General features: G+C 61.4%; 4 protein-coding genes. All 4 read right to left on the bottom strand.

Annotated elements, in window-relative coordinates; translation table 11 throughout:
* Nucleotides 1-9: 9 nt before the first annotated feature.
* The 4 genes from JL015_RS01165 to JL015_RS01150 are packed head-to-tail and all read right to left on the bottom strand — an operon-like array spanning nt 10 to nt 23,946.
* Nucleotides 10-1,653 (bottom strand): cyclic peptide export ABC transporter, encoded by a 1,644-nt coding sequence (locus tag JL015_RS01165; RefSeq protein ID WP_201017081.1) that lies wholly within the window; start codon nt 1,651-1,653, stop codon nt 10-12.
* The gene (locus JL015_RS01160) at nt 1,650-5,435 is read right to left on the bottom strand and encodes a non-ribosomal peptide synthetase (protein ID WP_201017080.1); all 3,786 of its coding nucleotides are present in this window, start codon (nt 5,433-5,435) and stop codon (nt 1,650-1,652) included. Before JL015_RS01160 ends, JL015_RS01165 begins: the two co-directional genes overlap by 4 nt.
* Nucleotides 5,432-14,479, bottom strand: coding sequence for a non-ribosomal peptide synthetase (locus tag JL015_RS01155; protein ID WP_201017079.1), 9,048 nt, complete (start codon nt 14,477-14,479; stop codon nt 5,432-5,434). Before JL015_RS01155 ends, JL015_RS01160 begins: the two co-directional genes overlap by 4 nt.
* Nucleotides 14,480-14,481: 2 nt before the next feature.
* Nucleotides 14,482-23,946, bottom strand: a complete 9,465-nt coding sequence (locus tag JL015_RS01150) for a non-ribosomal peptide synthetase (RefSeq protein WP_201017078.1) — start codon at nt 23,944-23,946, stop codon at nt 14,482-14,484.
* Nucleotides 23,947-23,952: the final 6 nt, after the last annotated feature.

Here is a 23,952-nt window from a genome sequence, read left to right as displayed (position 1 = left end):
CTGCCGCCCTCATTTCACCAGCTGGAAAGGGTTTTCGGTCTCGCGGTCGTAATCCACCAGATGGCCGTAGTCGAGGCGATAGACCCGGTCGGCAACATCGAAATAGCGGTCGTCATGGGTAATGGCGATTACCGTCTTGCCGGCAGCCTTCAGTTCGGGCAGCAGATCGTTGTAGAACACATGGCGGAATACCGGGTCCTGATCCGCCGCCCACTCGTCCAGCAGGAAGACTTCCCGGCCTTCCATCATCAGCATCAACAGCGCCAGGCGTTTGCGCTGGCCCATGGACAAGGATGTGGTGGACAGGCGCCCGGCCGCGAACTCGACTTTATGGGCCAGCCCCAGGCGCTCCAGATAATGATCCACCCGAGCCTCAAGCCCTTCATGATTACCTGCTTCGCCCAGCACATCGGCGAACAGATAGAAGTCGGCAAAGATGGCGGCGAAATGCTCGCGATGCCACTCGCTGGTGCTGATATCGAGCACTACATCATTGAGTGAAACCTGGCCCGAAGTGGGTACGTAGAGCCCTGTCAGCAACTTGGCCAGGGTCGATTTGCCACTGCCATTGCCGCCGACAATGAAAATCAGCTCGCCACGGCGAATCGACAGGTCGATCGGCCCCAGCTCAAAGGCAAACTCGTCACTCTGGCCGGGATAGCGATAACGCACGTTCGACAGGCGCAGCTCCTCAAAGGGTTGCGACGCCTGTGCGGGTGCCGTGAACTGCACCGTTTCGCCCAGGGCCAGAGCATCGATGGCCTGCAAAGCCACATGACCGCGAATGACTGCCGGAATGGCATCGAGGATCATCGAGATCGGCGTGCGCAGGAACATGATTGCCAGTACGTAGCCCACCACCACCTGCTGGTTCAGCCAGCCAAGCCCCTGGCCAAGAAAGAACAGCGTACCGATCAGCACGAATACCAGCAGGGTCGTCCAGTTGAGGTTGATCGCCCACAAGGTATCGGCGCGCACCGAGGCATCCAGCGACGCCCGTGCGATGGGCTCCAGCTTGTGCTGATAGAGCTGATGCCGGCGCTCGCGGCTCAGGCCCAGTTCGCAGCGACCATGAATGGCTGCCTCGAACTGCTCGGTCAACTGGTCATCCTGGCGCCGTACCGCCTGCATCAGAGCCTTGACCTTACGCCCGAGCAACACATCCAGGCCGACCCCGAAGGCAATAACCACCAGTGTCAGGAAAAAGAACGGCAGGCTCAGCCACGCCATGTACGCAAGCCCTGCCAGCAACAGCAAGCCGTTGTACAGGGAAATCGGCAGTTGCTTGAATGCCGTGGCGACTGTAGTCACGTCCTTGGTCAGCGCGTTGTAGATGCGCGGGCTGCCCAGCCGCTCGATACGTTCCAGCGCAGTGCCCAACACCTTGCCCACCAGCCGCAGCCGCAACTGGTAAACCAGACGATGGCCAATCTGTACCAGCAACCATTGCGAGGTGACACCGCTGATAAACAGCAGGACCAACAAGCCACCGAACATCAGCAAGGCCTGACCGATATCGCCAGGGCCTTGTTCCAGACTGCGGTTGATGTAGCCGATCAGGCCGATACTGGCCGCTGCACTCAAGGCACTGCTCAGCACCGCAAGAAAGATGCGCCATCGAGCGTTATGCAGCAGTTCTTTCAATAGAATCATGATGCCGATACCGCCTTGGCAGAGGTTTGCAACAATAGAGGCAACAGGCTTTCGGCCAGTCGAGGCTCGCCCGGTATATCGTGATGCCCAACGTCCAGCACCCACTGGCGAACGGGGTGCCGCGTATGCGCTTGCCACTGGGTACGCAAGTCACCATGGACATTGCCGCGCCAGAGCCAGAGCGGCACATCGACGATGGGCAAGGTCTGCTCATACAGGCGCGTCTTGATCGAGCGATATTGCCCCAGCAGCGCAAGCAGTTCGGCGTCGGCCGCTTCCCATTGCAGATGCGAGCGTACCTGAGGATCGTTGAGCAACAGCGTAACGCCTTCGGCATAGTCATGACCGGCCAGCAGCCCCGTCAAACGCTCTCTTAACGATTCGCCAATCGGCTGCGCGTGGCTGCGGCAATAGAAGGCAAAGTCGGCAATCAACTGCCCTGCCTCATCGCCCTCGCCTGCCAGACTGCGCTGGGCATCGTGATCGAGCACGGCTAGCCCTGCGATGTTAAAACCGCTGGCCTGCAAATGCGGCACCAACAACAAGGCCAGCCGCGAAGCCAGGCTCCAGCCCAGCAGCACCAGCGGGCGCTGTTTCAACTCGACAGGAATGCTCGCCACATATTGCTGCAACAGCGCATCCATATCGCTTTCGTCCCAGCCTTTTTCCAGAGCTGCAAGGCCGAAGACCGAGACTTGGGTGCCAAGATTGTCCGCCAGTGGCTGATACGCCTGCAGATGCCCTTGGGCTCCGTGTACCAGCAGCAAGGCTGGCGACTGTTCATCGGCTTCCTTCAAGACTTTCCAGGGGCCGCTGCTCTCGCCATTGCCAAGGCCACTCACCAGGTCACGCACGGTATGGCGCTCGAACAACAGATTGGTCGGCAGGTTGAGCGACAGACGCTCGCGCAGCAGAGACACCACCTTGATCGCCGCCAATGAATGCCCGCCGACCGTAAAGAAGTTATCGGTCACGCCCAGGTCGTCGACACCCAGCACTTCGCACCAGATGGCAAGAATAGCGGTTTCCAGTTCACCGACCGGCGCCACTCGCGTGTTTTGCAGGCGTTGCCGGGCACGCTCCAACAGGTTCTTGCGATCCAGCTTGCCGTTGCTGTTCAGTGGCAGTGCCTTGAGCTCCAGAATACCGCTGGGCAGCATGTAGTCCGGCAACTGGCGAGCCAGACTGGCGCGCAGTTGATCTGTTGTCTGAGAGCCGGACTCGTCCTTGACGATAAAGGCCAGCAGACGCGCATGATCGCCTTCGCCATCCAGCAGCACAGCCGCCTGCAAAACGCCTTGCTGGCCCAACAGTGCCTGTTCGACTTCCGCCAGCTCCAGGCGAAAACCGCGAATTTTCACTTGTTGATCGTTGCGGCCCAGAATGCGCAGTGCGCCATCAGCCTGACGCAAGGCCAGATCGCCGGTGCGATACAGGCGACTGCCACTGAGCGGATCGATACCAAAGGCAGAGCCGCCCACATCCCCCACATAGCCGCGTCCGACACTGCTACCGCTGATGCACAACTCACCGGCCTGTCCCGGCGGTACTGGTCGCTGCTGTTCATCGAGCAGATGGATGCGGTTATCTCCCAGTACCTGGCTCAATGCACTGCCTGCCACGCCCTGATCGAGATCAATCGCTCGCCATAGCACTCCGACCGTGGTTTCGGTCGGGCCGTAATGGTTGTACAGGCGACAGGCCGGTTTAGCCTCGGCCAGACGGCTCAGCAAATGCTCACCGACGGGTTCCCCGCCCAGCACCAGGACCTTGCGAGGAAGAATGTCGGCAGCGTGCTCGCCCATCAGGGCTTCAAGATGCGAAGGGACGATCTTGAGGACATCCAGCGGATGACGCTGAAGTTCTTCGGCAAACGCCCGGGCATCGGTCACGGTGGACTGCTCCAGCACATGCACGCACCCGCCTTGCAGCCAGGCCGGGAACAGCACAGTGTTGCCCAGGTCCGCGAGTAACGACGATACCAGTCCATAATGCCCGCCCTCGGGCAATTGCAGCGCCCGGGTCACTTGCGTGGCGTAATGGCGCAGTTGAGCCTGTTCGATCTGCACGCCTTTAGGCTTGCCACTGGTGCCCGAGGTATAGAGCACGTAGGCCAGGTCTTGGGCAGCCACAGGTTGCGGCGTCCCGAACAGCGGGCCATTGCTGGCTTCTGACCAGCTCAAAGTCCTGAGCGACGTTTCGGGCAGCAGGTCTTCCACATGCAGCAACAGCGCCGGTCGAGCGTCGTCGAGAATACCGGCCAGACGCAACGGTGGCTGCTTGGGGTCCAGCGGCAGATATGCGGCACCGACTTTGAAGCAGGCCAGCATCGCCACCAGCATTTGCGCGCCGCGTGGCAGGTAAAGACCGACCAGTTGCTCGCGTCCCACACCGGCCTGATGCAGGCTGCCGGCCACACGGTCGCTCAGGGCATCGAGTTCGGCGTATGAGAATATTTGATCCGCATAGCGTAATGCCGGCCGATCCGGTTGGGTCCGGGCGTGAGTACGCAAGGTCGCGATGATATCGAGATCGGTCTCAAGAGCCGGACGCGCCGGTGCCAGCAGCAGTTCCTCGGGCAAATGAAGGTCGAAGCCATTGATCAACCCGTTGGGCGACTGCACCAGTTGCTCCAGCCAATGGGCAAAACGCTGCAGCAATACCTGCGCCTGTTCGCCACGGTACAAACCGCAGTCATAGGCCAGCGCCAGTTGACCGCTGCCTTGTGCATCGAGAGTCAATTGCACGTGCAGTTCGACCGGCGTATCAAAAGACAACACGTGCAGGTCTTGCAGTTGCGACGTGTACAGCACTCTCAGCCCGGTCTGGAAACTGGCGCGCCATTCCGGCAGCAGTTGGGCCTGGCCTGCATATTCCTGCCATTCGACAGCGTTTTCCAGCTGACGGGTCAGTTGCCTGGCCAGATTGACCAGGGTGCTGTGTTCAGAAAGCTGCACCACCATCGGCAGGGTCTGCTCGAAAACCCCATAAGCGCCCTGCAACTCTTCATAGTCATCGCGAGGATCATGCTGCAAGCCAAGCTGGCCATGCTGCTGACCATTGAGCCTGCCCAGCAGCGACCCCCAGGCTGCAAGTACCAGTTGCTCGACTTCCACGCCTTCGCGCTCGGCCAGTGCATTCAGTGCAACTGGCAATGTACGGGCAAGTTCCAGGCTGACCCGCGCATGGCTGCCACTGGCGATGCCATAGCGTTCGATCAGGCGCATGCCCGGCACATCCTGTAACGCGAGGTTGCGCCAGAACTGCGCGCCTTGCTCGGCATCTTCGTCCAGTTGCAGGCCGTTGATCCACTCGACATATTCGCCGTATTGCATGGGTTCGGCTTCAAGCGCTGCACTACGGCCCAGTAATTGGTCCTGCAACTGGATCAGGCTGCGCTGATCAAGTGAATAGACCGGAACCGCCAACAGCAGGCTGTCGTCCAGCAGCCAGGCCAGTACATCCGGTTGTTCTGTCTGGCAATGGCTTCGGGCCTGCTCCAGCCAGCCTTGTGCATCATGACCATCGCTGGCCTGAGCCTGACGCCAGTCCAGGCGCAGCTCGCTGAGTTCGGCAACCCGCTGGCGCAGCGCAGTGGCACCGACCGGGCGCTGATAGCGCAGGCGCAGGGCCTCATGTTGTTCCAGGCAGGCCCGCAGGCGTTGTTCGATCGTGCCTGCAGGCACGCCCGCCAGTTGCATCCGTACCCAGCGCCAGGCCTGTGGATTGGTCTGGGCAAGCTGTTTCTGTTGCGGTGAAAGCGTTAATCCAAGATCCATCATGGGTTCAACTCTGCGTGGGTCTCTTCGGTCTGCGCCGGGGCAGCCATTACCTGATCACGGCCATAGATCTCGCCCATGGCCACCACAATCTTTCGCTCGCCGTCGAACGGGTCCCGTGCGTGGGCCGCCAGCATGTTATCGAGCATGACCACATCGCCTTGCTGCCAGTCAAAACGCACAGCACAACGGTCGTAGGCAGCGTTAATGGCCTCGATGGCGCTTTCTTCAAGCTCCGAGCCATCGCCGTAGAACACCTGCCTCGGCATGGTCGCCGCGCCGTCGCGCAGGAACTGCTCGCGGATATCGGCATCCAGAAAGGCCGGATGGTAGAGCTGGATCTGGTTGAAGAAGCTCTCCTCGCCGGTCAGTGGATGCAGGATCACGGCCGGGCAGACCTGGCGAGTGTGCAGGTCGTTGGCGCCGCGCCACTGGAATTCGATATTGCTTTCACGGCAGATCCGCTCGACTTCGGCACGTTCCTCGGTCTGGAAGAAGTGCTGCCAGCTGACGTCCAGGCTGGTGCTGAAATTGCGCACATACATCAGTTGTTTGCTGCGCAGCTTCGCCTGCAACCAGGCCGGCAGTTCACGATAGACCTCGCGGCTGTCGACAATCGGCGTCGCGCCACCGGTGGTGGCCGGAATCTCGCAGTAGAACCACTGCCGACGCGGCCAGCGATGCTGATGCGCGCTTTCGTTGTGGAACAGGATCATCCGGTCCTTGGGGTATGGCGTGGACTTGTAGATGTTCTTGCCGCCCTCTTTTTTCGGCAGGTCACCGTACTGGCCATAAAGCTGCGGGCACAGGGCCTGGCAAAAGGTCTCGAAATCGACCGGTGTCGGCAGATCGAAACCACGGAACAGAATGCCGCCATGCTCGCGCAGCCAGTTTTCTACCTTGTCACGGTTGGCCTCGGCCCAGATGGCCGGCGCCAGTTCACGGTCGCGCAGAGTCACCAGCAAGGGGAATTTCGAGCCTTCGCGCAACGGCCGGGCCTCGATGGGCTCGCGGGTGGCCGGGGTGCCACTCTGGCGCATCTTGCCCAATTTGCTCACCTTGCGTTGCACCGGGTTGTCCGTGGACATTGCAGCAGCTCCCTTTACAGTCGGAATCAAGGTATCGATAGGGTTTTCAGGCGCACCGAGGGCCATTTCCAGTAGCGACTCGAAAGCGTCTCGCAGGCGTTCGATCGTGGCTGGGCGGAACAGGCTGGTGCGATACACCCAGCGCAGGCTGATCGCATCCCCGTCTTCACTGGCAAACAGCGCCATGTCGAACTTGGAATGATGCTGCTCACCGGTCAGCGGCTCGACCTGCAGGTTGCCCAACTGGCGTTGCTGACGCGGCGTGTTGTCCAGGACAAACAGCGTTTGCAGCAACGGATGCAGGTTGGCCACACGCGGCAGTTCCAGGCATTCAACAACACGCTCGAACGGCGTGTCCTGCCAGGCGAACGCTTGCAGGCAAACCTCTCTGACCTGCTGCGCCTGCTCACGGAAACTCAGTTCCGGTTGCAGACGGATACGCAAGGCCAGCAGGTTGACGAAGAAGCCGATCAGCGACTCGGTATCCGGGTGGTCACGATTCGCCACATCGGTGCCGATTACCAGGTCCCGGCCTTGAGTCTCGCGCTGCAACACGGCGGCATAACAGGTCAGCAACAGCATGAACGGTGAAGTGCCGCTGTCCTGGCCAAAGGCCTTCAGGCGCTCTACCGTTGCGGCTGACAACTGGAAGTCCAGCGCTGCACCAGTACCGGTGTCGCGTTCCGGGCGCGGAAAGTCGAACGGCAATGGCACTTGCGACGGGATACCCGCCAGGGTACGTCGCCAGAAGTCCAGACCTTCACGCTGACGCAACTGAACTGCGGGCGAACCTTGCCACACGGCATAGTCGACGTACTGGATCGGCAGTTCGCCCTGCGCGGGTTGCAGGCCTGCGCTGTAGGCTTCGTAGCCCTGAATCAGCTCATCCACCAGCACCGCGCCGGACCATCCATCTGAAGCGATATGGTGCATGACCAGTTGCAGCACATGTTCCTGCTCGCCAGTGCGATACAGCACCGCACGCAATGGCGCCTCACTGCCCAGATCGAAAGGTCGCAACGCAACCTCCCGGGCCTCGGCCGGCCATTGGGCTTCACTGGAGGCGATCACTTGCAGCTCTACCGACAGATCCCCATGAATCCGCTGGCGCAACTCGCCGCCCTGCTGGTGATAAGTGGTGCGCAAGATGGCATGCCGACTTACCAGTAGCTGCAATGAGCGTTGCAGGGATTGCTCGTCCAGCTCTCCGCGCAAACGCACGTTGCTGCTCATGTTGAAACTGCTGTCGGCCAGATCCAGTTGCTGCATCAGCCAGACCCGCTGCTGCGCCGAAGACAAGGGCTGTTCGATTTGCTGATCGACGTGAGGAATCGCCAGCGAGCCGATATCCAGATCACGCGCCAGGCCTTCGAGCCGCGCAGCCAGTTCAGCCAGTACCGGGGTCTCGAACAGCCAGCGCAGCGGCACTTCGAAACCCTGCTCGCGCAAGCGCCCACGCACCTGGGCAGCCATCAGCGAATGCCCACCCAACTGGAAGAAATGGCCGTCGACTGGAATCTGCTGGCGTTTCAACACTGCGCCCCAGACTTCAGCCAGCAAGGTTTCGCTGGCCGATAGCGGACGCTGGACGGCGCTGCTGGCAGAGGTTTCCAGTTGCAAGCGTGGCAATTGCTTGCGATCCACTTTGCCGTTGGTGTTAAGAGGCAACTGTTCCAGTGCCTGCATATGCGTCGGCAGCATGTAAACCGGCAAGCGCGCCTGCAAATAGTCGCGGATCTCGGTTTCGTCGGGCGGGCTGCCTGCCTCTGCAACCCAGAAGGCAGCCAGATGCTCGCCCTGCACCGCCACGACCGCCTGAACCAGTTTCGGGTGACTGAGCAGAACCGCCTCGATCTCGCCCAGTTCGATACGGAAACCGCGCAGTTTGATCTGATCGTCGGTACGGCCCAGGTAATACAACTGCCCGTCGGGTTGCCAGCGCGCCAGATCGCCTGTGCGGTACAGGCGACTGCCATCGGTGCTGAACGGATCGGCAATGAAGCGCTCTGCTGTCAGGCCCGGTTGCCCTGCATAACCACGGGCCAGACCATCACCGGCGATATACAGCTCACCCACGCAGCCAGGCGGCACTTCGCACAAATGCTCATCGAGCACGTGGCAACGGGTGTTGAGCAATGGCCGGCCAATAGGCGCGACAGGTAATTGCAGCGCATCGATCGGGGTCTGGGTAGACCATACGGTGGTTTCTGTCGGGCCATAGACGTTGACCAGATGAGCCACGGATTGCCGCAGCTCAGTCGCCATTTCCGCCGATAGCGCTTCACCACCGGCCAGTGCCACACGCCCGGCCAGCACTTGGCTGTCGCCCTGCAACAGCATGGCCCAAGTGGCAGGTGTTGCCTGAATCAGCTCCACGGACTGATTCTTGATCAGACTGGCGAGCAACACAGGGTCCTGACGCTCTTCATCATCGGCCAGCACCACGGAACCGCCGCGCACCAGCGGCAGGCACAGCTCCAGACCGCAGATATCGAAGGTGACAGTGGTCAAGGCCAGGTAACGCTGCACGTTGTCCAGTGGCAACGCTTGCTCCATGGCCAGCAGGAAGTTAGCAAAGTTGCCGCGACTGATCTGCACGCCCTTGGGCTGCCCGGTGGAGCCCGAGGTGTAGAGGGTATACGCCAGTTGCTGAAGGTTTCTGCCCAGCGCCGGAGCCTGTGCCGGGAACTGCGCCAGCGGCAGATCGGCCCAGAGGTAGCTGCGCAGTTGCTCCGGCAAGTCGGCAGCCCGCGCATCGCAGAGCAGCAAGTGTGGCTGCGCCCGATTGAGAATCTGCGCCTGACGGGCCGCTGGATGACCGGGATCGAGCGGCAGGTAGGAAGCCCCGGCTTTCTGGATTCCCAGCATGCACACCAGCAGTCTTTCGTCTCGCGGCAGGCAGAAGGCAACCGCCGATTCGTGACCGACGCCCTGCGCCAGCAGCCAATGGGCCAGCCGGTTGGCCTGAGCATCCAGCGCTGCGTAGCTCAAGCGACGGTCTGCGCTGAATACCGCGACGCGCTCGGGATGCAGGGCCGCCTGTACTTCAAAGCGCGTCACAAAATCCGCTTCGCAGTACACGTCCATGGACATGCCAGAGGTGGCCAGTCTTGCAACCGAATCCAGCGGCACTTCCAGCAGGTTCTGCTGAAGATCGAGGCGGGTCAGGCTGCCGAGCAGGCCCTGATAATCCTCGACCAGACGCTGAGCGGTTTCAGGACGCAGCAGCGCAGTGGCGTACTCGACAATCAGGCGAGTACTGGCATCAACGCCACGCCCGTGGGTGAACAGATTGAACGTCAGATCGAACTTGGCACTGACCACGCCGTCCGGCAGTGCCAGTGATTCGACGCTGACGCCCGGCAGGCTGAAGCGGCGGGAGTCGCCATGGTCGATCTGGTAGTTGAACAGGTTCTGGAACACCGGCGTGCGATCCAGGTGGCGCTCGAAGTCCAGCTTGTCCAGCAGTTGCTCGAACGGCAACTCCTGATGGGCCATGTCATCGGCCAGTTGCCCGTTCAGGGTCTTGATGAACGATTGCAGGCTTTGTCGGGCATCGATCTGTACACGGTGAGCCAGGGTATTGACGAACAGGCCGACCAACGCCTGCCCTGTCGCCGACTCACGCCCTGCCACCGGTAAGCCGATGGCGAAATCAGTGCGCCTGGCATGCCGCCACAGCAGAAGCTGGTAAGCAGCAAAGTACAGCACGAAAGGCGTAACGCCCAACGCTCGGGCCTGTGCATCGACTGCCGCGCTCAGAACACGCGGCAAGATAAATTCGTCACGGGCACCTTCGTAGGCCTGCACCGCTGGCCGCAGACAGTGATCGGGCAGCTCAAGAGGTTCATTGCCCAGACCTTGCAGGCGCTGCTGCCAATAACCCAGCAATTGCTGGCCTTGCTCGCCGTCCAGACGTTGCCGCTGCTCTTTGATGAACGGCAGCAAACCGGTTGTTGCAGGTGTTGGCTGATCCTGATAGATCAGCGCAAAGTCCTGAACCAGCAAGCCCATGGACCAACCGTCCACGGCAATGTGATGCACATTGAACAGCAGGCGGTAATCGCCGGGCGCAATGCTGAATACATCGATGGCCAGCAGCGGCCCGTTGACCAGATCGAAGACACGTCGGGCGGCCTTGGCGATGGTTGCCTGTTGCTCGGACTCGCTCAGGCCGCTGAGGTCATGCACATTGAAGATCGGCGTGCCTGTCTCCTCCAGACGCTGCCAGACCTGCCCTTGCTCTTCAAAGAAACGGCAGCGCAGCGCTTCATGCCGATGGACCAGCGCCTGACAAGTGCCTTGCAGTCGCGGCACATCCAGATTGCCGCGCAAGGCCAGCAACTGAGTGACGTTATAAGCCGTTTGCGCCGGATCGAGTTGTTGCATGAACCACACCCGTTGCTGAGCGTGGGACAAGGGCTGAGGTTGATTGGCTGCCTGGGCCACTGCCTGCGGCGCAACGGCGGATGCTGCGACGGGTTTCAGCACACCGGCCAATTGCCGAGGCGTCGGGTTTTCAAGCAGTTGCCGAGGCATAAGGCGCAATTCGGCCTTACGCAGGCGGGCAATCAATTGCAGGCTGAGGATCGAGTCGCCACCTGCGGCAAAGAAGTCGGCATCAGGCCCCAGCCCCGGTTGCTCAAGCAACTCGCGAAAGGCGTCAAGAACCGTGGACAAGGCCGGCTGCTGGCGGCAATCGATGCACAGGGCCATGCCCGCCAGCGTGGAATGCTGCAGGACGTCCCGAGGTTTCAACTTGAGCCCGGCGCGGGAAGCGAGGCCGATCAGTTGCAGACTGAGAATCGAATCGCCACCGAGGGCGAAAAAGTCATCTTCTCGCCCGACCTGCGCACAACCCAGCACCTGGCACCACAACTGCGCCAGATGCTGCTCCGTGGCCCCCATCGGTGGCTGAGCGACTGCGCTTGCTGCTTCAGTTCCAGCCGGCTCCGGCAAGGCGCGGCGATCCAGTTTGCCATTGGCGGTCAGCGGCAGTGTGTCCAGCACCAGCCAGTGGGCAGGCAGCATATGCTCCGGCAATTGATGCCTGGCCTCGGCTTGCACGTCAGCCAGTTCCTCAGCGCTCAGCGCGGGGCTGATATACGCCACCAGTTGTGTCCGGCCTTTGATTTCCTGTGCCAGCACCGCACCTTCGCGAACCTGTGGCCGGGCATTGAGCCAGGCGCTGACTTCGCCCGGTTCGACCCGGAAACCACGGATCTTGACCTGATCATCCTGACGACCGAGGAACACCAGACGCCCGTTGCGATCCAGGCGAACCCGGTCGCCGCTGCGGTAAAAGCGCTGGTGCTGGCTATGGCCATGATCCTGAGCCGTAGAACCGAATGCCTTTGCAGTCAGTTCAGGCTGGCCGAGATAACCCTGTGCAACCTGTGGGCCTGCAATCAACAGCTCACCGGCCACACCCAGCGGAACCGGAATGTCATTGCCATCGACAATGCGCAGTTCACAGTCTGCCAATGGCTGACCCAAGGGCAGATACTGCCCCGACTCCAGTGAATCGATGGACGAAATTTCGCCACAGATCACGCCGACCGTGGTTTCCGAAGGCCCGTAGTGGTTGAAGATGCGCAGTTGCGGTGCCAGTTCGCGTACTTGCGTGAACAACGCCTGATCGAAGCCTTCGCCACCCAGAATCAGCACCTCTCTTGGCAACACCCGTCGGGCATCGTCCAGTGCCAGCAAACCGCGCAAATGCGAAGGCGCGATTTTCAGGCAGTCCACCGGCTGCTGGTCGAGGAAGTCAGCCCAGCCCGGTGGGTCGAAGGTCAGGGATGCGGGCGGCAGAACAAGAGGATCACCGGCATTCAGGGCTGCGAATACGCACGTCAGGCCCAGATCCGCAGCCACGGTGGCCAGGGTCGCCCAACGGCTGCCAGACTTTGCCTGCAAACGTTGGCCAACAGCCGTCGCGTAATGCGCCAGATTGGCATGGGTGACCAGCACGCCCTTGGGCTGACCGGTCGAACCCGAGGTATAGATGAGGTAAGCAGGCAGTTGCGGCTGGCTCAGGCTTTGGCCCGAATCCACAGGCGCGTCAGCCGACCAGTCGCCAGCACTCAGCTCAAGGCGCGCAATGTCGATACCGGTTTCAGGCGCTTCGGCCAGGGTCAGCCACAGGCTTGCGCCACTGTCCTGCAACAGTTGCGCAAGTCGCTGCGGCGGCTGGGCTGGATCGAGAAACAGGCAGACCGCACCGCGCTGCCAGCAAGCCAGAGTCGCCAGCAACTGCTCTGCGCAACGAGGCATGCACAGTGCAACCACATGACCCGGCCCGACGCCCTGCCCGGCCAGCTTTGCAGCCAACGACCGACTGGCGGAACCCAGCGTTGCATAGTCAATGTTCTGCCCAACGCTGCACAAGGCCGGGGCGGTCGGTGTATGGGTCGCCCAGTGCTGGACTTGCCGGTCCAGCGGCAAGGGCGTCGAGCCCAATGCCGGACCGCTCAGTTCGCTCGCTGGCGAAACCAGTTGCAGTTCGGCCAGACGCCGTTGGGGATGGCTCGCAGCCTGCCCAAGAATCGCAAGCAGGTCGTCCAGCATCTGCTCGACCGTGGCGGCATCGAACAATTCGTCGCTGTATTCCAGCTCGCAGCGCAGCCGCGAGTCGGCGGTGCGGACCATGCGCAGCGTCAGGTCGAAACGGGCATGGCGCTGCGGTGGGTCAAGCACTTCGACCGCAACACCGGGCAGTTCCAGGGTACGGCTTGCGGGCAAGTCGACCTGCACGAACATGACCTGGAACAGCGGGCTTGAACGTGGGCGCTCAAGGCTTTCCAGCACGTTCTCGAACGGCAGCAATTGATGATCGAAGGCGGCTGCGACGGTGTCACGGGTGCGCAGCAGTGCGCTGGTGAAGTCAGGGTTGTCCTGCAACTGCTGGCGGATCACCAACGTGTTGAGCAACGGGCCGATCAAGGGCACCAGTTCCGGCCGGTCACGCTGGGCGGCGGAAGTCCCCAGACACAAATCGTTTTCGCCGCTGTAGCGGGACAGCAGACAACTGAAAGCGGTCAGGCCATAGATGTACAGCGTCACGCCCTGCTTGCGAATGGCTGCTTCGACTGCTGTCGTCAGTTCTTGCGAAAGCTCACGGGCAAGCACTGCACCGCTATGCCGGCGTTGGCTGGCTGCCGGGCGTGCTCGGTCCAGAGGCAAGGCCAGCGGCGCCGGAGCATCTGCCAGTTGGGCGCGCCAGAACTCGATGTGCTGCTGGCAACTGTCGCTGTCCAGCCACTCCTGTTCCCAGGCCGCGTAATCGGCGTACTGAATGCTCAGCTCGGGTTGCCGGGCAGGTTCATTCAGGGCCAGCGCCCGATAAGCCTCGGCCAGTTCCAGAGTGAGCTGCTGAGCCGACCAGGCATCGTAGGCCACGTGATGGATGGTGAAAAACAGCCAGGTCGACTGGCCCTGCACATCGCTGAAGGCCTGCCAGCGCCAGGGTGCAGACTGGGCAAGATCGAAGGGTTCGGCGAGCTGGCGTGCGTATTCGTCGGCACACCATTGCTCGTAGTCGGCAGCCTCCAGTGTCAAGCGTTCGACCTTTGGCAGAGACACCTGCAAGGGTTCGCAATGGGGCTGCAACTGACCTTGCGCATCGGTCGTGTAGCGTGTGCGCAGGATCTGATGACGGTCGCTCAACTGCTGCATGGCCTGTTGCAGACGCTGGCCATCCAGGTCGCGGTCGAAACGCAGCACCGAGCACAGGTTGTAGAGCGCACGACTGCTCAGGGCTTCAGCCGACAGAAAGCGCCGTTGCGCCTGAGCCAGAGGCAGGTTTTGGCCTTCGCCGAGTACGGCAGGCACTATCGGCAGACGCCAGCTATCGATGCCCTTCTCGGCCAGACGCTGGCGGAACAGCTTTTTCTTGTCCGCAGGCAAGGAAGCCAGTCGCTGTGCAATCTCCAGGAACGCTTGTTGCGTCATCCCACTCATTCTTATTCTTCCATCTCTGATAGCAGACGCTGCATTTCGTCCAGGGCTTCATCCGTGGAAGGCCCTTGGGGTTTTTCGATCTGCTCGGCAAGCGCGGCAATCGTCGGGTTGTGGAACAGGCTGCGCAGTTCGATCTTGATGCCGAATCGGTTCTCGACCCGGGTCATCAAGCGCATCGCCAGCAATGAATGGCCGCCCAGTTCAAAGAAGCTGGTGAACACTCCGACTTGCGGCACTTCGAGCAGCTCCTGCCAGATTTCGGCCAGTTGCTGTTCCAGTTCGTTGCGCGGCGCCACTCCCTGAGTAGCGACCGGTTGCGGCGCAGGCAGGCTCTTGCGGTCGATCTTGCCGTTGGCGTTCAGGGCAAAACGCGGCTGCTCGATGAAACCGGCGGGGATCATGTAGCCCGGCAATACGCCCTCCAGATGGCGACGCAATGCCGCCTGATCCACCGGGCTCGGCGTTTGCAGCCAGGCGAACAGGCTCTGACTGCGCGCATCGATCATCACCACGGCTTCTTCCACGCCAGGGTAGCGGCGCAGCAGCGATTCGATCTCGCCCGGCTCGATGCGGAAACCCCGCACCTTGATCTGGAAGTCACTGCGCCCCACGTAGGCCAGCCGACCGTCATTGCGGCGGCGCACCAGATCGCCGGTGCGATACATGCGGCTGCCAGGCTCGCGGGCATAAGGATCGGGCAGATAGGCCGCAGCCGTGATCGCAGCAGCATGCTGATAGCCACGGGTCACACCGGAACCTGCGATATACAGCTCACCGGTGGTGCCCAGAGGCACCGGGCGCAGCATTTCGTCGAGGACATAGCAGCGGGTGTTGAGCAACGGCGAGCCAATATCGGCAACGCCGCTCGGCACTTCCTGCAACGCCTGAGTCGTCGACCAGACGGTGGTTTCCGTCGGGCCATAGGCGTTGATCAGCGTCACGCCACGGCTGCGCAGCTCGGTCACCAGTTCCCCCGGCACCGCTTCGCCACCGATCAGGCCGCGTACAGGAGGCCAGTCGGCCTGCCCGGTTTCCAGCAGAATCTGCCAGCCTGCCGGTGTTGCCTGGAACACTGTGGCGCGGCGCAGCAAGGCAAACAGTTGGTGCCCATCGACAACCTGCTCACGACGCGCAAGCAGTATGGCTGCGCCATTGACCAGCGGCAGGAACAGCTCCGGCTTGCACATATCGAAGGCGTAGGTGGTGCTGGCGAGCCAGACATCATCAGCGCCGAGTGGCAACTGCCGGTCTAGGCCTGCCAGCAGGTTGCTCAGGTTGTCGCGTGTGACCTGCACGCCTTTCGGTGTACCGGTCGAACCCGAGGTGTAGATGACATAGGCCCGTTGCTGCGGGTTGACCGCCAGTTTCAGGTTGTCGGCACTGTAGTCATCCAGCGCCAGTTGATCGAGCAGAGCCTTATCGACGCCGCTCAATGCCTCGGCACTCAGGCTTTCGCCAAGCACCAGTGCCGGACGCGCGTGTTCGATGATGAAACGCAGGCGGTCTGCCGGATGTTGCGGGTCCAGTGGCAGGTACGCCGCCCCGGCCTTGTGAATGGCCAGCAGGGTTGGCAACAGCCATGGGCCGCGTGTCAGGCAGACGGCAATCAGGTCATCGGTGCCGACACCTTGAGCGCGCAGCCAATGGGCCAGGCGGTTGCTACGGGCATTGAGTTGCCCATAAGTCCATTGCTGGTCCTGGCAATCAACAGCCAGCGCATCAGGTGTCAGTTCCACTTGCCGCTCGAAACGGGCAATCAGGTCCACTTCGCGCTGCAAGGCCTGGGCTGGCAGGTTCCATGGGCGCTCGTCCAGCGCGTGATCGGCATTGGCCAGATCGATATCCCACAGGCGTGCTTCAGGTTGTTTCAGCATGCCTTCGAGCAGATTGCGATATTCGTCGGCATAGCGTTGCGCAGTGCGTGGCAGGAACAGGTCGGTGTTGTACTCCAGCACGCACTGCCAGTCCTCACCGTGCTGCTCGATATGCAGACCGATATCCACCAGTGCGCTGTCGCTTTCGACATTCAGGCGCTGCACCGGCACGCCGGCAAAATTGTGCTCCACCGATGCGCCGACATCTCGCTGGATCAGGTTGAACAGTGCCTGGAACAGCGGCGTATGGCTCAGGTCGCGGCGCACTTGCAGGGCTTCCACCAAACGCTCGAACGGCACGTCGCCATGCTGTTGCGCCGCCAGATGTGTGGCTTGCAGTTGCTGCCAGAACTGCTCGACCGATTGCAGCGGATCAATGCTGCTGCGCAAGACCTGAGTGGTGGCGAAATAGCCGATCAGGTTATCGGTATGGGCTTGATGGCGATGAGCGACAGGCAGACCGATCCAGATTTCACGCTGGCCAGAGTGTCTGGCCAACAGGGTTTTCCAGGCAGCCAGCAAGGGTGCGAACGCCGTCAGGCCATGACTTTGAGCGGTTTCCCGCAACTGACCGACCAACGTGGCGGGCAGGCTGAAGCGCAGGCGCTGGCCGTTGTAGCCTTGCTCCGCAGGGCGAGGCAAATCAGTTGGCAGGTTCAGCACCGGCGGCTCGCCTGCCAGGGTCTTGCGCCAGTATTCAAACTGCGACTCGATCAGCGCCTGCCCGGCCGGGCCTTGCCAACTCGCCGCAATGTCGGAGAACTGCAACGGCAGTGGCGGCAGGCAAGCATTGCGGCCTTCCAGAATGGCCTGATAGATCAGTTGCAGTTCATTGAAGAAGATATCCAGTGAACGGGCGTCAGCGATGATGTGATGCAGCGTGACCTGCAACACGCTTCGGCCTTGACCTTGATACACGCGCACTCTGAACAGCGGCGATGCCGTGAGATCGAAAGTGCGCTGTGCTTCCTGGCTCAGTTTTTGTGCGAAGGCTGACGAACGTTCGTCGACTTCCAGCGGCTCGATGCTCACCTGCACCGCTGCCTGATCCTCGACACGCTGGCGTGCGCCTTCGGCGGTGTCGCTGAATACCGTGCGCAGGCTGTGCTGACGGCTGATCAGTTGGGTCAGGGCCTGCTCCAGCACTGCCGGTTGCAGAACTGCATCCAGACGCAAGGCCAGAGACAGATGATAAGCCTGGGTATCGCCTTGCAGACGATCCAGGAACCACAGACGCTGCTGGGTGAAATGCAGCGGTGCCAAAGGCTCCTTGAAAGGACGCAGGATGCCTTCGGACTCAACACTGATCGCCGCCAGTTGCGCAGCCAGATCCCGCAGGACCGGGTGCTCGAACAGCGTGCGCAATGGCAGGCGTCTACCATGCTGTTCGGCAATACGCGCCACCAGACGCGCCGCCAGCAGCGAATGGCCGCCCAAGGCGAAGAAATTATCCTCGGCACCAATGTCGTTGCTGCCCAACAGCTCTTCCCAGAGCCGCGCCAGTTCCTGCTCCCACTCGCCGGAAAGCACACCGCGATGGCCGTCGCGCTGGAGCGGCTCCGGCAACGCCTTGCGATCAACCTTGCCGCTCGGGCTCAACGGCAAGGTGTCCAGATGCACAAACTGACTTGGCAGCATGTAGTCCGGCAGTTGTGCGCCAAGGGTTTCGCGCAGCAGCGTTTCATCCTGCACATCGCCAGCGTAATAACCCACCAGCCGCGCCGCTTCACCGTTGCCCAGCAGCACGACAGCCGCCTCGCGAACGCCGGGGATACGCGCCAGCAATGCTTCGATTTCCCCCAGTTCGATACGGAAACCGCGCAGTTTGACCTGGAAGTCCAGACGACCCAGGTAATCCAGACTGCCATTGCTGTTGCGGCGTACCCGGTCACCGGTGCGGTACATGCGGGCGCCGGCCACGAATGGGTCGGGCAGGAATGCCGCTGCGGTCAGTCTTGGCGCGGCGAAGTAGCCACGGCCCAGGTTGGCACCGGCCAGATACAGTTCACCGGGAACGCCTGCGGCCACAGGTTGCAGGTCGGCATCCAGAACATAGGCAGCGGTATTGGCCACAGGCTGCCCGATGGGCACTTCCACGCCAGTCTCACTGCCATTGCGGATCTCGAAGGTGCTATAGACCGTTGCCTCTGTCGGCCCGTAACCGTTGATGACCCTGGCTCCCCTGCCCTCGATGGCTTCGGCCAGCGCACAGGGCAAGGCTTCGCCACCGGAAATGGCCCGCACACCTTGCCAACTGCGCGAGGTATGAGCAACCAGCATCCGCCAGGTCGCTGGCGTGGCCTGCATGACCGTCGGTTGTGAAGCCAGCAGCAGTTGATCGATGGCTTGCGGGTCCCGCGCCTGTTCACGATCAGCCAGCAGGATGCTTGCGCCATGGGCCAGCGGTAGCAGCAGTTCGACAATGGCAATGTCGAAGGTCGCGGTAGTCAAGGCCAGCACCCGGTCCTGACTGGTCAGCGGCAGGACTTGCCCGACAGCCAGCATCAGGTTCATCAGGTTGCCACGGCTGATCGCCACACCTTTGGGCTTGCCGGTGGAGCCTGAGGTGTACAGCACGTAGGCGAGTTGATCCGCTGTCCATGCCGGTGTCCGGAGTGCTTCGGTCGAGTTCAGAGTGTCGATATCCAGCAACGGCACGCCGCTGTTCCACTCGGCCAACGCTTCCAGGCTCGCGGCAGTGCCCAGGCATATCCGGGGTTGCGCAGCTTCCAGAATGTAACGACCACGTTCCGGTGGCGTGTCTTCGGCCAGCGGCACATAGGCTGCGCCAGCCTTGAGGATGGCCAGCATGGTCGTAGGCAGACGGGCATCGCGGGGCAAGCTGAAGGCCACACGATCTTCGATACCGACACCATGGGCCTGCAACACTGCTGCCAGTCGTTCGGCTGCCTGATTCAGTTCGGCATAGGTAAGGCGCTGATTGCCTGACAGGACGGCAATGGCGTCGGGCTGACGGGCAACCTGAAGGTCAAAGGCCTGGAGAATGTCCTGATGGCCATCGACTTCAGGGCCGTCGAGACGTGCCAAGGCACGTTCGGCAGGTTGCCAGGCCAGTTCACCCAGGGCTTTTTCCGGTTGGTCGAGCAAGGCATCCAGCAGTGCCAGATATTGACCGGCCATGATTTGCACGGTCTGCTCGCGGAACAGATCGCTGCTGTATTGCAGGCTCAGGCTGATGCCATGCTCGCTGTCACGCACATCCAGGTGCAGGTCGCACAAGGCGCTGTCCGGACGGTTGTCCAGTGGCTCGGCGATGACATCGGTCAGCTCGAAACGCTCCAGCGCATTGCCCGGGAAGTAGTTGAACATGACCTGGAACAGCGGGTTGTAACTGACTTGCCGCGCCACTCCGAGTTGTTCGATCAGGTAATCGAACGGCAAATCCTGATGGGACTGCACCGACACGGAAAGTGCCTGCAACTCGCTCATCAATTGCAACAGGCTGCGCTCGCCGGACAGCTTCTTGCGGTACACCAGCGTATTGACGAAGCAGCCGACCAGAGGCTGCAACGCTGCATGATGCCGGTTGGCAGCCGGCACCCCGACAATGATGTCGTCTTCACCGCTGCGGCTGCGCAACAGCAACTGGAATGCAGCCAGCATCGGGACAAAATTGCTCCAGCCGTGACGGGCGCTGAAGGCCCGCAAGCGTGCGGTCAACGCTTCAGGCAGGCGCTGCTCGACGCGCCCGCCGTTCTGGCTGGCCTGGACGGGACGCGGGAAATCTGCCGCCAGTTCCAGTACCGGCAATTCACCTGCCAGTTGCCCGCGCCAGAAGCTCAGTTCCTGTTCGCAGGCCTTGCTGCTCATCCATTGATGCTGCCACAGGGCGTAATCGGCGTATTGCATCGATACTGCCGGGGCATCTGCGGCCAGGCCTTGACGAAGATTGCGGTACTGCTTGCACAAACCATCGATGATCAGTTGCAGGGACCAGCCATCGGCAACGATGTGATGGCAGTTCAGCGACAGGACAAACGCTTCGGGCGCCAGACGATAAAGCCTGGCACGCAGCAACGGTGCGGCTTCCAGATCGAACGGCGTCATTGCATCCTGGCGCAGCAGGTCGTGCAGTGCTTCTTCGCTGCGTACGTCGATCAGTGGCAGCTCAAGCTCGCTACGGGGCAGAATCACCTGGCTCGGCCCCTCGGCCCCGCTGATGAAGCCGGTGCGCAACACTTCATGACGGTCGAGCAAGGTCTGCAAGGCTGCCTGCAGGTCGGCGATACTCAGATCACCGGTCAGGCGCACCGCGCCGGCCAGGTTATAGGCCGGGCTTTGCGGGTCTAGCTGTTGCAGGAACCACAGCCGTTGCTGGGCAAAGGACAGCGGCAGTTTTTCAGGACGCGGCAAGAGCGTCGGCGATGACTTGGCGGTATCGGTACGGTTTTCCAGCCAGTCGGCCATGGCCGCGATGGTTGGCCGCTCGAATACCACGCGCAGTGGCAGATCTTTACCGCTGAGCTTGCCGATCAGGCCGATCAGTTGCGTGGCCAGCAGTGAATGGCCGCCCAGTTCAAAGAAGTTGTCTTCGACACCGACCTGATCGAGCCCCAGCACGCTTTGCCAGGCTTCGACCATCTGGCCTTGCAGCTCGCTGCTTGGCGCCACATAACGAGCCTGGCTTTGCGCGGCAAAATCCGGCGCAGGCAAGGATTTGCGGTCGATCTTGCCGTTGCCATTGAGCGGGAAGCGCTCCAGGAACATGAATGCACTCGGCGTCATGTACGGCGGCAGATTACCGAGCACATGCTCGCGCAAAGCTTCGATGCCCGGCTGGGTATCGGCTACCACATAGGCCACCAGCACTTTGGAGCGCTGCTGATCATCGCGGGCCACCACCACCGCTTCCCGGACACCTGGGTAACGGGTCAGGCAGGCTTCGATTTCGTCCAGTTCGATACGATGTCCACGGATCTTGACCTGATGGTCGGTACGACCGACGTATTCCAGATCGCCATTGGGCAGGAAGCGCGCCAGGTCGCCCGTGCGGTAGATACGGCTGCCATCGTTGGCAATCGGGTCCGGTAAAAACACCGCCGCCGTGCGTGCCGGGTCGGCCATGTAACCGCGACCGACACCCACACCGGCAACGAAGATTTCCCCCACTGCACCGGCAGGAATGGGTTGCAGGTCGGCATTGAGCAGGTAAAGACGGTTGTTGAGTGTGGCGCGGCCAATGGGCACGTTGATGCGTTGCTCGGGCAAACGCTCAAGCAACGGATGGAACGCCACGTCATCGGAGCATTCGGCCGGGCCATAGGCGTTCATCAACGGGATCGCGGGATAACGCTCGAACCAGCGCCGTGCCAGGGCTGGTGGCAGCGCTTCGCCGGTGGCCAGTACCCAGCGCAGACGCGAACGGTCCAGGCCTGCATCGAGCAGGCTCTGCATCAGCGACGGCACCGCTTCAAGAATGCTGATGCCATGCCGCTCGATGGCTGACGCCAGATCGTCGGGGTTCTGCACCACGCAATCGCCAAGAATCACGGTCCGCGCACCCAGCACCATACCGGCCAGGGTTTGCCAGACGGAGATGTCGAAACATTGCGGCGCGGTCTGGGCAATCACGTCATTGGCATCGAGCCCAAGCCCCGGCAGTTTGCCGAGAATATTGTTGAGCATGCCCGCGTGGGCCACCATCGCGCCCTTGGGCGTGCCGGTGGAGCCGGACGTGAAGATGCAATAGGCCAGCGAGTTGTCATGAACCGGAATGTTCAGGTCGTCATCGCTGTAACTGCTCAATACCGACGTGTCGTAGAGCACCGACTTGAGTGGCTGCTCCAGGAGTTCCACGGCCTCCATCGCCAGCTCGCCCTGCCCTGCGCTGTGGATCAGCAAGGGCGTGCGGCTCTGGCGCAGCACCTGAGCCAGACGTTGTGGCGGGTTGCGCGGATCGAGTGGCAGCCAGCCTGCACCGGCCTTGAGGGTCGCGACGATCATCACCACCAGATCCAGACCACGCTCGTCGAACACTGCGATCAAGTCGTCGGATTTGACACCCACGGCCCGCAGATGCCGGGCCAGACGGTTGGCCGCACGGTTCAACTGGTCGAAAGTCAGGCTCTGTTCGCCATGCACAATGGCCACGCGATCAGGCGTCTGGCGAACCTGTTGCTGCAAGCGCTCGATGTACAAGGGTTGCAGCAGTTGCTCATCGGCGGCCAGACCACCACCGGCCCAGACCTGATGCTGAAGGGCAATTTCACGCTCATCGAGCATGGCCAGATGATGCAAGGGCGTGTCGGGCTTCGCGCTCAGCGCTTCACCCATGTTCAGCAGCAAGGTCTGGAAGTGGCGCAACATCTGCTCGATTTCTTCGCGCAGGAACCAGTCGGTCTGATAGGTCAGTTGCAAATGCAGACGTTCGCCCGGAACGATCACCACAGTCACGGGGTAGTTCGTGTGGGTTCGGTTGGCCATGTCGCTGATCAGATAATCCAGCTGGCTCTGACGCAGGTCGGAAGCAATCGGCGCGTTCTCGAACACGAACAGGCTCTGGAACAGATCCTGACGCTGCACTTCACTCCAGCGCTGGATTTCGGCCAGGGAAACGCTTTCGTGCTCCCGCAGGCTCAGGTTCTCGGTCTGCAAGGCTTTGAGCCATGGGCCCAGCGCATCGTCCGGCTGCCAGCTCCAGCGTAGCGGCAGGCTATTGATAAACAGGCCGACAATGCTTTCCATACCCTGCAAGTGAACCGGACGCCCGGCCACAGTGATACCGAACACCAGATCGCGATCACCGCTGTAGCGCGCGAGCAACAAAGCCCAGGCGCCCTGCACCAGAGTGTTCAGGGTAATGCCGTGGCGGGCAGCGGTGTTTTGCAGGCTTTGGGTCTGTTCGAGAGTCAGATGCTCGACGCAGTCTTCAACGGGCTCGGCGACATCCTGGATACGCCCCACATGGCCAAAGCCAAACTCGTTGGGCGTATCGAAACCAGCCAGGCGTTGCTGCCAGAAGTCCTGATGATCTTCCGGTTTCTGGGTTTCCAGCCAGCGAATGAAATCGCGGTACGGACGCGGTGCCGGCAGGTTCAGGCGGAGGCCCTCCTGAGCAGCGCGGTAGCCGTTGAGGAAGTCCATCATGATGATCGAGAAGCACCAGGCATCCATCAGGATGTGGTGATAACTGCGCACGAACTGATAGGTGTCGGGTGCAATCTTGTACAGCCTGACCCGCATCAAGGGTGCCTTGGTAAAGTCCAGCCCTTGGGCGCGTTCTTCGCTCAGCAACTGCTCAAGACGGTCCTGTTGCTCGCTGTCACTCAGGTGCGACCAGTCTTCATAGGTGATCGGCAGTTCGACCTGCTTGTGTACCACCTGCATCGGACGCTTTTGCTGCTTCCAGACAAAAGAAGTGCGTAGCAACTCGTGACGCTCCACCACCTGCGCCCAGGCCTGGCGGAAAGCGTCCAGATCGAGGTCGGGCATGACCATGACATGGCGATATTGCAGCAGGTACATCCCCTTGCCGGGGTGCAGCAGGCTGTGGAACAGCAATCCTTGCTGCATGGGAGCCAACGGGTAAATCGCTTCGATATTGCGCGAAAGTGCTTTGACCTTGTCGTTCATGCTGAC

Origin of the sequence: Pseudomonas cichorii (assembly GCF_015471405.1) — a bacterium.
GTDB classification, from domain to species: Bacteria; Pseudomonadota; Gammaproteobacteria; order Pseudomonadales; family Pseudomonadaceae; genus Aquipseudomonas; species Aquipseudomonas serbiensis.
Note: the sequence above shows the minus strand (reverse complement) of the source record. Positions and strands in the feature narration are given on the sequence as shown.

What these genes read in the sequence shown, in the direction of transcription:
- JL015_RS01165 (WP_201017081.1), bottom strand. Translation starts at nt 1,653, where the DNA reads ATGATTCTATTGAAAGAACTGCTGCATAACGCTCGATGGCGCATCTTT.
- JL015_RS01160 (WP_201017080.1), bottom strand. Translation starts at nt 5,435, where the DNA reads ATGATGGATCTTGGATTAACGCTTTCACCGCAACAGAAACAGCTTGCC.
- JL015_RS01155 (WP_201017079.1), bottom strand. Translation starts at nt 14,479, where the DNA reads ATGAGTGGGATGACGCAACAAGCGTTCCTGGAGATTGCACAGCGACTG.
- JL015_RS01150 (WP_201017078.1), bottom strand. Translation starts at nt 23,946, where the DNA reads ATGAACGACAAGGTCAAAGCACTTTCGCGCAATATCGAAGCGATTTAC.